Annotated in this window: 15 protein-coding genes; 4 read left to right on the top strand and 11 right to left on the bottom strand. The window is 34.2% G+C overall.

Annotated features, from left to right (window positions below):
- Positions 1–260: 260 nt before the first annotated feature.
- The 3 genes from F5ESL0233_RS07650 to F5ESL0233_RS07660 all read right to left on the bottom strand — a co-directional run bounded on the left by F5ESL0233_RS07650 (position 261) and on the right by F5ESL0233_RS07660 (position 2,237).
- Positions 261–698 carry an ASCH domain-containing protein gene (locus tag F5ESL0233_RS07650; RefSeq protein WP_122059562.1) on the bottom strand — a complete coding sequence of 146 codons (438 nt, stop codon included), beginning with the start codon at positions 696–698 and terminating at the stop codon, positions 261–263.
- Positions 698–1,090, bottom strand: a complete 393-nt coding sequence (locus tag F5ESL0233_RS07655; RefSeq protein ID WP_233551618.1) for a cytidine deaminase — start codon at positions 1,088–1,090, stop codon at positions 698–700. The genes F5ESL0233_RS07650 and F5ESL0233_RS07655 overlap by 1 nt, the downstream gene beginning before the upstream one ends.
- A 256-nt stretch (positions 1,091–1,346) precedes the next feature.
- Positions 1,347–2,237 carry an SDR family oxidoreductase gene (locus F5ESL0233_RS07660; RefSeq protein WP_122059563.1) on the bottom strand — a complete coding sequence of 297 codons (891 nt, stop codon included), beginning with the start codon at positions 2,235–2,237 and terminating at the stop codon, positions 1,347–1,349.
- 288 nt (positions 2,238–2,525) lie between these two features.
- On the opposite strand from F5ESL0233_RS07660, the gene F5ESL0233_RS07665 reads away from it, so the two are divergent.
- From F5ESL0233_RS07665 to F5ESL0233_RS07680, 4 genes are all read left to right on the top strand, one after another.
- On the top strand, positions 2,526–3,170 hold the full coding sequence (locus tag F5ESL0233_RS07665) for an NAD(P)H-binding protein (protein WP_122059565.1): 645 nt from the start codon (positions 2,526–2,528) through the stop codon (positions 3,168–3,170).
- Between the two features lie 19 nt (positions 3,171–3,189).
- Complete coding sequence (locus tag F5ESL0233_RS07670) at positions 3,190–4,233, top strand: zinc-dependent alcohol dehydrogenase family protein (RefSeq protein WP_090092652.1); 1,044 nt, start codon at positions 3,190–3,192, stop codon at positions 4,231–4,233.
- Between the two features lie 70 nt (positions 4,234–4,303).
- A complete protein-coding gene (locus tag F5ESL0233_RS07675) occupies positions 4,304–4,675 on the top strand; it encodes an NAD(P)H-dependent oxidoreductase (protein WP_122059566.1) in 372 nt (123 codons plus the stop codon).
- Between the two features lie 199 nt (positions 4,676–4,874).
- Entirely contained in the window at positions 4,875–5,402 is a 528-nt protein-coding gene (locus F5ESL0233_RS07680) for a hypothetical protein (protein ID WP_122059568.1), read from the top strand.
- A gap of 450 nt (positions 5,403–5,852) precedes the next feature.
- Here the strand turns inward: F5ESL0233_RS07680 and F5ESL0233_RS07685 are convergent, their stop codons facing one another.
- The 8 genes from F5ESL0233_RS07685 to F5ESL0233_RS07720 all read right to left on the bottom strand — a co-directional run bounded on the left by F5ESL0233_RS07685 (position 5,853) and on the right by F5ESL0233_RS07720 (position 12,728).
- Positions 5,853–7,031, bottom strand: a complete 1,179-nt coding sequence (locus F5ESL0233_RS07685; RefSeq protein ID WP_122059569.1) for a MalY/PatB family protein — start codon at positions 7,029–7,031, stop codon at positions 5,853–5,855.
- Entirely contained in the window at positions 7,032–7,922 is an 891-nt protein-coding gene (locus F5ESL0233_RS07690) for a DUF3737 family protein (RefSeq protein WP_122059571.1), read from the bottom strand.
- Positions 7,923–8,095: 173 nt separating this feature from the next.
- Positions 8,096–8,953, bottom strand: a complete 858-nt coding sequence (locus F5ESL0233_RS07695) for a PRD domain-containing protein (protein ID WP_122059572.1) — start codon at positions 8,951–8,953, stop codon at positions 8,096–8,098.
- An 11-nt stretch (positions 8,954–8,964) separates the two neighbouring features.
- A complete protein-coding gene (locus tag F5ESL0233_RS07700) occupies positions 8,965–9,381 on the bottom strand; it encodes a PTS sugar transporter subunit IIA (protein WP_090092658.1) in 417 nt (138 codons plus the stop codon).
- Between the two features lies 1 nt (position 9,382).
- Positions 9,383–10,204: a PTS system mannose/fructose/sorbose family transporter subunit IID gene (locus tag F5ESL0233_RS07705; protein WP_090092659.1), complete on the bottom strand. Its 822-nt coding sequence runs from the start codon at positions 10,202–10,204 to the stop codon at positions 9,383–9,385.
- Positions 10,197–10,988 (bottom strand): PTS sugar transporter subunit IIC, encoded by a 792-nt coding sequence (locus F5ESL0233_RS07710; protein WP_090092661.1) that lies wholly within the window; start codon positions 10,986–10,988, stop codon positions 10,197–10,199. The genes F5ESL0233_RS07705 and F5ESL0233_RS07710 overlap by 8 nt, the downstream gene beginning before the upstream one ends.
- 2 nt (positions 10,989–10,990) lie before the next feature.
- Positions 10,991–11,485, bottom strand: coding sequence for a PTS sugar transporter subunit IIB (locus tag F5ESL0233_RS07715; RefSeq protein WP_122059574.1), 495 nt, complete (start codon positions 11,483–11,485; stop codon positions 10,991–10,993).
- 133 nt (positions 11,486–11,618) lie between these two features.
- Complete coding sequence (locus F5ESL0233_RS07720; RefSeq protein ID WP_122059575.1) at positions 11,619–12,728, bottom strand: alpha/beta hydrolase fold domain-containing protein; 1,110 nt, start codon at positions 12,726–12,728, stop codon at positions 11,619–11,621.
- Positions 12,729–12,821: the final 93 nt, after the last annotated feature.

Here is a 12,821-nt window from a genome sequence, read left to right on the forward strand (position 1 = left end):
GAGTAAAGAAAAAGCACTGATAACAGTTGCTTCCAACCTAAATTAGCAGTGCACAAAAAAGCCAGTGTCAGATACGACTACCTAAGCTAAATTCAAGACTAATTTCTGATTATCAGCAAAAAAACACACACCGAAATGTATGGGTTATCAATCTTTTTCGCATAATAATATTTCAGAAATTAATTTTTCATTTTAGTAGTAGTCTCTCTTTCTTCATCTTTTAATTATTATATCATATTTGTTAAAAGATTAAATAAAAACTAATCAATCTTTTCAAAAACCTCACAAACCATTGGTGCTTGCGGATAAAATTCCTTATTTCCTTCTTCTTGATATTTTTTAGTAAAATACTCATCATGAATTCGGCGCCAATTTTGATAACTACCATCACCTTCATGATAGGCATGCTCAGCTGAAATTTGCTCATAGGGAATTATTTCAACTACTTTATCTTGAACTACACAAACTGGCCTAGCAGCCTGATCAAGGATGATATTCCAATCCCCAACTTGTGGCAATGGCTCATCTTTTGTGTAAAGTTCATATGCAGAAGTCGTCGCCGTTTTAAGCCCTTGCTTTACTAAATTAGCTAATTTATCACTAGTAGTGCCAAACGACCAGGCCGTAACTGGCGTATTTTGAGGTAATTGATGTTTTTGACAAAAGTCTTGCCAATATTTAATTGTTTCTTCATTCATTAGAGCCACCATTGTGGTGTTAATTCACCCATTGTCATTACTTTTGCTTGCTTATAATCTAGCATTACTTCAACCTTTTGATAATCTTTTTCCATTAATTGAACAATAAATTCACGGCAAGCGCCACATGGTGCGCCATTTTGCCCATTTGACATAATCGCTAACACTCTAGTAATTCTTGTTTCGCCTTGAGTAAGCATACTCATTAAGGCGTTTCTTTCCGCACATAAACCCAACCCACAGGCAGTATCAACACAAACGCCAGTATAAATTTTACCAGACTCTGATAAAACAGCGGCTGCTACACCACCGACCTCCATGTGATTACCAATTAAGCGAAAGCCTTGGACTTTCTTTGCTGCCGCAAGCATTTCTTGCCATTGCTGGTCCATTTTTTGCTCCTTCCAGCTTCTTTGCTAAATAATAGAGCTATTTGTGGGACTTTTTCTAAGTCAATCACTCTAACCCTTTTAATAAACTTGCCGCCAAAATACTGACAAAACAAAATGAAAGTTTTTATTAAAACGGTCTTGTCTTATTTTTGGTAATTTATTAAATATAATTTATCAAAAAATTAAATAAAAATAAAGCCCCAATTGTTACTTGATAGGTTTCAAATAGCAATGGAGCTTCAAGATAACTTTTAAGCTAATTAATTGATTGACCACCAGTCACACCATAAACTTGACCAGTGATATAACTAGCCATATTAGAGGCTAAGAAGATATAGACTGGGGCTAATTCATCGGGTTGACCAGCACGATTCAATGGTTCTTCTTGTCCAAATTTCTCTAAAGCGTCGGTCGGCTGTCCCCCGGCTACTTGAAGTGGTGTCCAAACGGGACCGGGCGAAACACTATTGACCCTAATCCCTTTAGGTGCCAATTCTTGCGCCAAGTTGATTGAAAAGTTAGCAATAGCTGCTTTAGTTGCGGCATAATCAAGTAAAATTGGGGTTGGACTAAATGCCTGAAGCGAGGTCGTCGTCAAGATCACACTACCTGGTTTCATCTTTGGTACACTAGCTTTAACCATTTCATACATTGAAATAATGTTAACTTCAAACGTATCATGAACTTGATCCATTGATAAATCTGCCAAGCTAGCAGAGTTTTGCTGGATTGCTGAATTCATTACCAGTAATTCTAGACTACCAAACTCTTTAATTGCCTGTTCACTCACCCGGGATGCTTCACCACGCTTGCGAAAATCAGCCGGTATCAGCACTGCCTTTTGTCCTTCTTGTTCAACTAATTTTGCAACTTCTTTGGCATCATCAGCTTCTTCTGGTAAATATTGAATAGCAACATCGGCACCTTCTTTAGCAAAACCAATCGCTACTGCTCGACCAATACCTGAATCGCCTCCAGTAATTAAGGCATGGCGACCAGTAAGTAAATTATGTCCCTCATAGTCGCGCATATCACCATTAGGTAACGGATCCATCTTACTTTGAATTCCCGGATATTTTTGTGACTGTTTGGAAAAATCATCATCATGGTAACGAGTTAACGGATTTATTAAGTTGTTGTCCATCATTATAATCTCCTTTCATTAACCTATCTTTAATTTATAGCGCTTACAATAATAAAGCAACAATTATGCTTGAAAGGAAAATTTTTGAAATTTGCATTAACAAAACAATCCTTTCATAATAGTTCATTAACATCTGTTATTTGATACTTTTCTATGAATAGCTCTTAAAAAATTCATCTCTATCTAATACTAGGTGAATTTAATTATTAACTAAAATAGCTTTTAAAAAAGTTGACTTAGAGTTGCTCTAAGGTCATATACTTTTGGTAAGTAACAAAAAGGAGGTTATAAATGAAGTTCTTAATATTAGCAGCAAACGGGCAAATTGCTCAAATTGTTGAACAACGTATTTTAAATCAGCCTGATTTTAACAATATCAAGTTAACCTTAGGTCTACGCCACGCTGATAGATTAGCCAAGCTTGCTGATAGCGCACGTGTTCTAGAAGTAGATTTACTAAAACAAGATGAAGTTGATCGAGCAATAAACGGGCAGGATCTGGTTCTTGTTGCAGTTGTTGATCATTCTCAAAACAATACCATTACTAAAAACGTCATTACAGCAATGAAAAATCATCACGTATCAAGAGTTCTCTTTACTAATATTCTTGGTATATACAACGAAGTTAGTGGAGAATTTGGTCGTTGGAATCATGAATATACATTAAGTGGACTGGCAACCGCAATTAATTCAGATCGACTTTTAGCAGATTCTGGCTTGCAATACACGACTTTGCGGTTGCCATGGCTTAATGATCGTAACGAAATCAAATATACGATTACTACCCGTCATCAACCATATGTTGGTGTCTCGGGGTCGCGCCAAAGCATTGCTGATGCAATTTTGAAAATTGTGCTCAAACCCGAACTTTATGTCAATGATAGTATTGGAATTGCTGATCCTGCTACTCAAGGGCAAGAGCAACCAGTATATTAAAAAAAGTAGGAGGTTAAAAATGAAAGTAGGAACATTTATTAAACCAGGTAAAATTGAAGTGCAAGATTACCCAATGCCTAAACTTAAATCTGGAGATGATGCAATTATTCATGTCGTTCGCGCTTCAGTTTGTGGGTCTGACTTATGGTGGTTTAGGGGACTTTCTCACCGTGATCCTAATACGACAACTGGACACGAGGCAATTGGTATTGTTGAAAAAGTTGGTACAAACGTGACTAATATTAAACCAGGTGATTTTGTAATCGCTCCTTTTACCCATGGTTGTGGTCATTGTGCCGCTTGTCTAGCAGGTTTTGATGGAAACTGTTTAAATCAAGGCAATGATACTAACGGTGGCTATCAAGGCGAATATCTTGAATTTCATAATGCTAATTGGGCTTTAGTCAAGATCCCGGGAAAACCACAGAATTACAGTGATGAACAATTAAATGATTTTCTAACATTAGCTGATGTTATGGCAACTGGCTACCATGCCGCAGACAGTGCCGAAGTTAAAAATGGTGATACAGTCGTTGTTATTGGTGATGGTGCGGTTGGTCTATGTGGTGTAATTGCTGCTAAACTATTGGGAGCCAAAAAAATCATCGCTATGAGTCGCCATGAAGATCGGCAAAAATTAGCAACAGAGTTTGGAGCAACCGATATCGTGCCAGAAAGAGGCAAACAAGCAGTTGACCACGTAATGACATTAACTAATGGAATAGGTGCTGATGCTGTACTAGAATGTGTAGGTACTGATCAAGCTGTCGCAACAGCGGTTCAAGTTGGACGTCCTGGTTCAATTGTTGGTCGCGTTGGTGTTCCACAAAGCTCAAGTCTAGATACGCGTAACTTATTCTGGCGCAACATTGGCTTGCGTGGTGGAATTGCGTCCGTTACTTTTGATGATCGCAAAATTTTACTTGATGCTGTTTTAAATGGAAAAATTCATCCCGGAAAAGTCTTCACTAAACGCTTTTCTTTAAACCAGATTCAAGAAGCATATGAGGCAATGGATCAACGAGAAGCAATTAAATCTTTATTAATTATCGATTCAGAATAAAATGAAAGTAGATAAAATGAAAATTTTATTCATTAATGCTAGTTAAAATCAAGCAGGTAACACTAGCCGGATGGGAAAGGCTTTTCTTAAAGACAAAGACTTTGAGCAAATCAATTTAGTTGATTATAAAATTTACCAAATCAATCAACATTATTCCGATGATCAATTTGGAAAAGTATTAGCCAGATTACAAAAAACAGATTGGATTGTCCTTGGTACACCTGCTTATTGGCATGATATGAGTGGTTATCTCAAAACCTTAATTGAACGAATTGGGCAAGATCCAGAACTGGACACTTTAGCAGGAAAAAAACTTTCCGTCTTTATTCAAGGTAGTAATCCTGCAGATACGATTAAACCAGTAACTTCAATTATCAAAAGATTTGCTCAAGTCGCTCACATGGAATATATTAATATTCAACAAAATTTTACTCAGCATTAATAATTTAGCAAAATCATCTAAAAACAAATGGCAAAATTGAATAAATTTTAACGAAGTGAAAGGTTCTCACATGAGAGCCTTTCACTCTTTTGATTCTTAAATAAGAATAATATACTTAAGTTATTGCAAGATAAATCAAGCATATTTAATTCATTTAGTTGATATCCCTGCTATAATGAGGCCGCTAGGAGGTAAAATTATGAACATTAAAAAGTATTTTATTAATTTTCCTTTGAATTTACTTAAGCAACTAAAAATAGTAGGTAATCAGGGGCCAAAAATTTGGCAAAAGTTACCAGATAGCAATTATTCCTGGACTCAATCCGGCTTAGAACAAGTAGAAAAATTATTAGCTGATAGTGCCAAAAATAGCGAACAGGTGCACCAACAATTAGTCCAATTGTCGCACAAAGCAAGCACTGAACTGGTTCCTATTTTTAAAAATCAAGCTTTTTTAAGATTGCTAGCCGACAAAATGAAGCTTTCACCAAAAGCAGTTAACACAATTAGAAATCTATTAAATCGTTTCGATCAAAAAAATAGTCCATTTCCTGCAACTAAATTATTAGTTATCGTTCTTTTTATCGCTTTTAGTAGTCAAATACCGCTTATTATCAAAAAAACATTTAATCCTAAAAAATCAATTTTATCAATTATGTCTATCTTAGATTATATTCTAACTGCAATTGATCTTGCTAAAAAATTCAAAGCAAGTAATACTAAATAATTGTTACAGCTAACACAATGGATGAGACTGAACTAAAGCCTGTCATAAATAACGATAACACGACATGAATTTTTAAATCTTATATAGCATAGAGAAATTAAAAAAGCCTTATTCTTATTTAGAATAAGGCTTTTTTGTTATTACTTGGCATTAAGCAAAGATGTGCTTAAGTGTGTCAAGAATAAGTTGCAAAATTTGTAACCAGTTCATGTTAACGTCCTCCCATTTAGATATTAGCATTAAGCCAAGAAATATAATATAACAAAATTAAAATTTTTGCAATATATAAAAATTATTAATAATAGATAATACTATTAATATATAGTTTAATTATATAGTATATATGGACTGAACAAAACTATAATATTGCATTACCATCAATGTTTATACAGATTATTTTATTTTTCTGTTAAAAAAATAAAATAATCTATTCTAATATACAATTAAAAATTATACTCTATTTATCCAACAATCTAACCCATTTTTTAAACGATTTAACCCATCTTGCACCATGGATAATGGACAGGCCAAATTCATTCGTAAAAATTGGTACCCATTTCCACGATAAATATTTCCGGGTGCTAAAATTAGCCCTGTTTCTTGCCGTAAATAAGCCGCTAATTCTGAAGAATTACTACTTAACTGGCCAACATTTAACCAAAGTAGATAGGTGGCTGACCCTGAAACAACTTGTATACTGGATATTTCCCGAGCAATAAAATCTGTTGCATAAGCGAAATTAGCTCTTAATTGCGTAAGTAAAGCTTGTCGCCACTCATGACCTTGCTCATATGCAGCAATTGTTCCGGGAATTGCTAATAAATTTGGTTCTACTACCTCATCACTATTTATTCCGCGATTAACCTGTGCGCGCAAATTAGCATCAGGCACTATGATTGTAGCAGCATGAAGCGCAGCCACATTAAAAGTTTTACTTGGAGAGACTAGCGAAATAACTTGAGCCAGGCTTTCGCCATTAACTGCAAAGGCTGGCGTATAATCTTCACCATTTCTGACTAAATCACCATGAATTTCATCTGATAGTAAGATAACATGATTTTGATGACAAAGTTCCGCCAAATGTTGCACTTCTGCTTTCATCCATACTTTGCCAATAGGATTATGCGGATTACAAAAAATCATCAAGCTAGTCAGTGGCTGGGCTAATTTTGCCGCTAGATCCTGCCAATCAATGTGATATTCATTATCAGCAAACTTTAAATCGCTACTCAAAACATGTCGCCCATTATTTTCAATCGAATTATAAAAAACATTGTAAACTGGCGCTTGTACTAGAACGTTGTCACCAATTTGCGATACACGACGCACAATTGCAGAAATAGCTGGCACAACTCCAGTAGTAAAAAGCATCCACTCAGTTTTAGGACGCTGATTGTGTTCTTTTTCATACCAGTCAGCAACAGCCTCAAAATAATTATCTCTTGGCCATTCATAACCAAAGCAACCTAAGGAAATTTTTTCTTTCAGTGCTGCAATAATTTCGGGAGCTGTCTTAAAGTCCATATCAGCAAGCGACATGGGCAACTCCCCAGCTTGAACAGCCCACTTTACTGAATCAGTTTGGCGCCGATCAGGGGCATTAATAAAATCATACTTATTTTCCATCATTTAATCCTCGGGTTTCTGATTTAAATCTGAACAAACAGTTCTTATACCGATCTTATCACATACAACCTGCGTCTTATCTGGAGAGACTTTATTGGGATCAATAATTAATGTACCTATTTCTGGGGCAACAATTTTACCAGAGATAGGATTTTTGACACTATCAATCTTAGTCGTCACTTCAACATCAAGCTTTGATACATATTCAAAAGCTAAGTCTGTATGAAACAAGCTAGTATTTTTCATTTTAAGTTGATTAATGTAATTTAAGCCTTGATTGCTTTCAATTTTACAATTGATAAACTTAATATTTTTACTATTCCAAGCCAAATATTCACCAACAATTGTGGAATCATAGACAGTCACATTTTCACAATTCCAGAAGGCATCTTTTGAAATTAAGGTAGAATGATGTACCTCAACATTTTTTGCGCCATCAAAAGCATAGTTGCCAATAATACTTACCTGGTCAAGATAAATATTCGCACTATCTTTACCAAAATAAGCGCCATTAACCTGACAATTGGTCATTTTGATATCTTGGCAGTTCCACATTGTTTCTTCAGCATTAGCAAAATGAACGTGGTCTAACTTAATGCCAGCTGATCTTCTAAACAACTTAGGAGCCTGAAGGGCTGAATTCGTCATTTTAATATTTTGGGTATACCAGATGCCGCTGCGCGCCATGGTTTCAAACGTAGTATTCTCAACTTCAATATCGGTGTCATACCACAAAGGATATTTCCATTTGAAAATTGAATTTTTAATATTCAGATTATGCGCTTCTTTGAGCGGTGACTCACCTTCTCCAAAAACAATACCTGCCAATTCGGTTTTTTTAAGTCCAAAAAGGATTCGTTCGCCTGTAAAGTAGTGGTTCTTAATACTATTCATTATCCCTCTCCCTATCATAATCTTTGCATATTTTAATTATTAAACAAAAATCATTTAATTTAAAATACCAATTACTTAATACTAAGTATTACTAAAAGTTATCGTCAGGGGGATAGGATATTTAACTTTAAAAAAGCCAAATTCATATAAAATTTTATTTTTTGCTAATTACATCATTCATCATCTGTTGCATTCTCAATTTGCTTTAGGTGAATAACTAAGTAAAGCCGTTCACTGCTATTTAATTTATATTCCATTTCTTGGTAAAAATAATCTTGTAATTTTTTAAGTGTTTCTCTTAATTCGGGAAATTGTTTTAAAAAGGAATCCAATATCTGTCTATTATCCGAGGACGTATTTACTAAATACTTACTATTACTTTGAATTTGCGCAATTAAGAATCTTAAGTGTATTGTCAAGCGTTCCAAAGATGTGGGTTGAGCAGGATAACCTAAATCTGAAATAATAATTTGCAGTACTTTACTTAGGTGTAGCGTAACAAAATTTTCACTTAATTGCTGATTCTCATTAATCGGACTAATTTCATTTTCCACAAAATGAATTGCTATTAAGCCTGCTTCACCAGGTGGTAATATTACATTAAAAGTTGTATTGATTCTTTTAACACTTTCTTGTGCAACATTATATTCTAATGGATAAACATCCCTGACACTAGCAAGTGAAGACACATCATGTTCACTACTCCGCTTTACTGCAAAGTAAATATGGTCTGCTAAACTAATAATCAAAAATTGATTAAATGTTGTATTGAGTTTTTTCTCTGCATATTCAATGATATTTTTAGAAATTGCCAGATATTCTATTGGCACACTCTCAAGTAAATTTGATAGTGAATTAAGCCATTCAGGATCCCTAATATTTTTAATAAAAGTTTGTACATCTTTACTTTTTGCTATTTCATCTCCTGGATGTTTTTTAAATCCTATTCCTTTACCAAAAAGAATTGCTTGTTGATGATTTTGATCACTAACTAAAACAACATTATTGTTAAAGACTTTGATTACTTTCATTTTACTAATTCCTACTCATCATCTGATTCATTATTATCAATATAATTATTCATATAAATCATCTGACTCTTCGCCTCCTTAATTAATTCACTTATTTTTTCATTTGAAAGATAATCGCCAGTATCAAGTACAATTGACAAAGCTATAGCTAGATTTATTCCCGTAATCACATTAACATGTCTCTCATTAATAAGTTGTGTACAATTTTGATTAACACTTCCACCCAATAAATCAGTTAATAAAAAGACTTGATCTTGAGAATTAAAACCATCAATCAGTTTAATAAGTTTATCAATTGGAAATTCATTTTCTTCATTCTCATAGGCACAAATAAAGTGCAAATTCTGAATATTTCCAGCAAAAAACTTAATTGTTTCTACCATCCCTTGTGACATTGTTTTATGCGATATAATTATTATTTGTTTCATATTATGCCTTAAAAATACCTAGTCCTGCTCCAGCCATTGCAATAATGATTACCATTAAAATTAAAGTTGTCATTTTATGACCCTTTTTAAGCATCCAGTATAATAACCCAGTTAACAGTACGGGCATTAATCCTGGCATTAATTGATCTAAGATTTGTTGCCCTGTCAAAGATACGCCTGCTTGACTAAACTTTAGTGCCAATTTGAAATTAACTGTTGCTGGAACTATCGCACCAATTACGGCAATGCCTAATACCGAAACTGCATCAGTTAAAGCAGAAAGCTTATCGCTCATATTAGTCATTAATGATGTGCCTGATTGATAACCAACATTATATAAAAATGAGCGTAAGAAAAAGAATAGTATATAAATTGTTGCATAGATCCACATACCTATACTACTGCCATGTTTTCCCATTGAAGCAGCAATAGCTCCTAATACTGTTGGAAATAATACCCAAATCAATGTGTCCCCAATTCCAGAAAAAGGGCCCATTAAGGCAGCTTTTAAATCTTGGACAGCTTGAAGAGATTTGTTTTTACCCTTTTCCTCAATTGCTAAAGTTGCTCCCGTAATAATTGGAGAAACCCATGGATTACAGTTATAAAACTTAAATTGATTATCAATTGACTCTTGCAAACCATCTGGATCATCTTTATAGATTTTACTTAAAGCAGGGAATAATTCCCAAACAAGCGTAGCTGCAAAGCCACTATCATAGTTATATGTACTAATTGCCAAATAGTGCCTTCTCATCGCACGCCAAAGATCTTTTTTTGTTAAAACTTGATCATTTTTTTCCACTACATTGTCCCTATTCATCTTCCATATCCTCCTCTGTCATTCCATTTGTTGTAGTTACCAAGCTATTACCACTATTTGAATGATTCATAAATGTTGGTATTGCACCAGCTGTTCCGATTAAAGCAACACCTAGAACCGGCATTTTTAAATATGCGGTTAAAGCAAACCCGATTAATAACCAGTAACCATATTTTTTAAGAGGCATGTAAGTTAACAACATTGCCATCCCAACTGCTGGCAACATTCCACCAGCTACATTTAAGCCAACGGTAAACCAGGCTGGCATAAAGTTAAGAATGCTGCTAACCACAGTTTTACCAAATAGCACAGCAATAAATACAGGAATAGCTGATTCAAGAGGCATCAACACAGTCATAACAGGGATAAGGTTTCTCATTTTTCTATATTGGCGTTTATTAGCTAAATCATGCGCCTTATTGGTAATAAACGAGTTGATAATCTTTAATAAAACATCTAATTGAATACATATCATTCCTACAGGAATACCTAGAGCCAAGCCAGCTGCCATTCCCTTACCTGCAGTAATTGCTACAGTTGTTGAAATAATAGCTGCAACTGCATAGTCCGGCGTAGAACTACCTCCTAAAGCAGCCACTCCCAGCGACATTAGCTGAATAGTTGCACCAACTATGAGTCCCATTTGAAAGTCGCCTAATAAAGCACCAACTACACAAGACCAAAACATATAATTCATTGAAATGATTTGAGTTGTTTCAAAATCTAATCTTTGGATATAAGCAATAACTGTAATCAAAATTACTTGCCAAATTGTTAGACCCATAATTAAGCACCAGCTTTCTTATTACCTAAAACTTCTGCAACATCAACACTATCATCCTGCGGAACATATTTAGAAATGATTTTACATCCTTTAGCAATAATTTCTTTATATGTATCAACTTGCTCTGATTTTATATATGCTCTATTAGTTACTTTAATTGCATCATCAAAAGTTAAAGTACCACCCAAAATGAGTTCAGAAATTTTTTCTCCCTGTTCAATTAAATTTAAAAATACATCTGGTGTTTGTGATACAATAAAAACTTTCTGTCGATCATATTTATGATTTTTGAAGTTGTCCAATGCTTTTTGTTTAGTAATGATTGATACTGCCATACCTGATGGACGTCCAAGTTTCATAGCTTGCTTTTTTTGTGGGTCATTGGCTACCCCATCATCAACCACCATTACTCTTGTAGCATTTGAATCTGGTGCCCAACTGGTTGCTACTATACCATGTAATAAACGATTATCAATTCTTGCTCCTACAATTGCCATTATTTATTCCTCCAAAAAACAAAAAACCAAAACAATGATTATTGACACAATTTGACGTGTATAAATCATTATTTTGGTTTCGCCAGTTTTTAAACTGTTACGATCCTTTATTTAATTTTCTTTATCTTATCAATCAATTTTTGTTTTTGCAAGTGCTTTCATTTAAATTAGATGATTCTATTATGATTTTTGCTATCTCCAAGCACATATCTTCTGCTTGTGGTTCTGTTCCAAAAAAGTTAAGACTACCATGATCACATCCCATATATTTAATAACTTTTAGATCAGCATTATGTTCAAGTGCCTTTTTAACAAATTCTTCTGTTACTAATGTCAACAAATCATATTGATTAACAATAAATGTAATCGGGGGCAGCTTACCCCAATCTCTTAGATTAAAAAGATTAACTATCTCATCTCTTGGATCAATTTTGTGATGTAAATAATTATTCTCAAATGCAGGTAAAGACTTAAGCATCCTGTTAACTCTATTTTTAGCATATTTTTCATCTTTAGAGCAAACTTCGAACTTGCTCCATTTATAATACTTTTCCATGTCATTATCAATAGCTGGGTATAGTTCAACTGCTTTAGCAATAATTGATGTATTGTGTAATCGCACAATGCAAGAATTAATTATGCTTGCCCCCGCACTGTCACCTGCTAAAATTATTTTTTCATTATCTGAACCCAGTTGTTGATGATTGGCTTTTACCCAATTAATGATTCCCATCGCATCATCAATTGCTGCAGGATATGGATTTTCTGGTGCTAAACGATAATGCGGGAAAATTACTGTTGATTTAGCTTGTTCAGCAATAAATTTCATCTGCTCGCCAAATTCTTCAATCTTACCTGTCATAAAGGCTCCACCATGAAAATAGATTAATATAGGGTTAGCATGATTTAAGTTTTCTGCACTATAAATAAATGTATCAATATAATGATCACCATCAATTTCTACTAATTTTTCATCTAGTTTAACTGGACTGGTAGTTAAATCATAGGTAATGTTTTCCGGACGATTGCGATCAAAATTTAGTGAAAAAGGCTTGTCACCAATTCCCTCATCAATTTTTTTCTGTATAATCATCTTAACGTGCGGATCCATAATATTTAATTTTGGATTACCATCTTGTCCTGGAACAGGCTTAACTATTTCTTCCACTCCATTAATAACTTTTCGCATAGTCTTTGTTTGTAATTCCTCAATTAAAGTATGCGAATATTGTCTTTGTTCCATAAAAATCCTCCCTTAGACACAAAAAAACCGAAAAAGCATATAACTTATATATATACTTTTTCGGTTTCGCCAGTTTTTAAACTGTTACGATCC

Source organism: Lactobacillus sp. ESL0233, from assembly GCF_003692995.1.
GTDB classification, from domain to species: domain Bacteria; phylum Bacillota; class Bacilli; order Lactobacillales; family Lactobacillaceae; genus Lactobacillus; species Lactobacillus bombicola.